General features: G+C 60.7%; 1 protein-coding gene. It reads right to left on the bottom strand.

Features of this window, described 5'->3' with window-relative positions:
- Positions 1 to 40 precede the first annotated feature (40 nt).
- Positions 41 to 670 (bottom strand): helix-turn-helix domain-containing protein, encoded by a 630-nt coding sequence (locus NKJ94_RS37450; protein WP_352532811.1) that lies wholly within the window; start codon positions 668 to 670, stop codon positions 41 to 43.
- Between the last annotated feature and the right edge of the window lie 62 nt (positions 671 to 732).

Raw genomic sequence — 732 nt, 5'->3', positions numbered from 1 at the left:
GCCGACGGCGGTGCGTTATACTGCTCATCTGTCGATCGCCTTATAGACTAAGGACATTTTGGCGCGGATCATCAGACGCCGGACGCTTGCCATGCTGTGATCGCCTCGCATCAGCTTCACGCCGCACCGCATTATCCTCAAGATCCAAGAGGCGAATGATCCAGGGTGCCCCTTTGCATAGCTGATTCGCTGCCACGGTGCCGCGGTTGATCATGCGGCGAATAGTTGACGGACTGACCTGCAGGATTGCAGCCGCTTCATCGAGCGTCGCTTCGCCACGCTCGGCCCGTTCGCCGTCACGGTAGGGTGCGATGCCATGGGTCTTGCGGAGGCCACAGACCCTGGTGCGCGTCCAGCTGTTGTCCTTTCCGGTCGTTTTGCCGGCGCGATTCAGGACGGCGGCGATCGACAGATCCGGCATCTGGCGGGCCAGTACCCGTACAAGATCAAGGGTATCGCCTTTGATCGTCCAGCGGGTCTGACCGATCTTGTTCTTCTTCACGATGAGGCGCGTATGATCGCCGCCTTGCCAGTGGATGATGATGGCCAAAGTGTCGTCCACGACATCGACGATGATCTCCTTGACCAACAAGCGAATGATCTTCTTGCGCGTCTCGACCGAAGCACCCGGGCTGTCCCAGGCCTGGGCGAGGTCCTTCCCGAGAGCCATCAGTCTCGCACGATCCTCGGCCGAGACCGTCGGCGCCTGCAGGGCGACAAGGCGATCGAGCT

Source organism: Mesorhizobium sp. M0060 (genome assembly GCF_040323155.1).
In the GTDB taxonomy this organism is placed as follows: Bacteria; Pseudomonadota; Alphaproteobacteria; order Rhizobiales; family Rhizobiaceae; genus Mesorhizobium.
The sequence above is the reverse complement of the archived record's forward strand: the minus strand, read 5'-3'. Positions and strand labels throughout refer to the sequence as shown.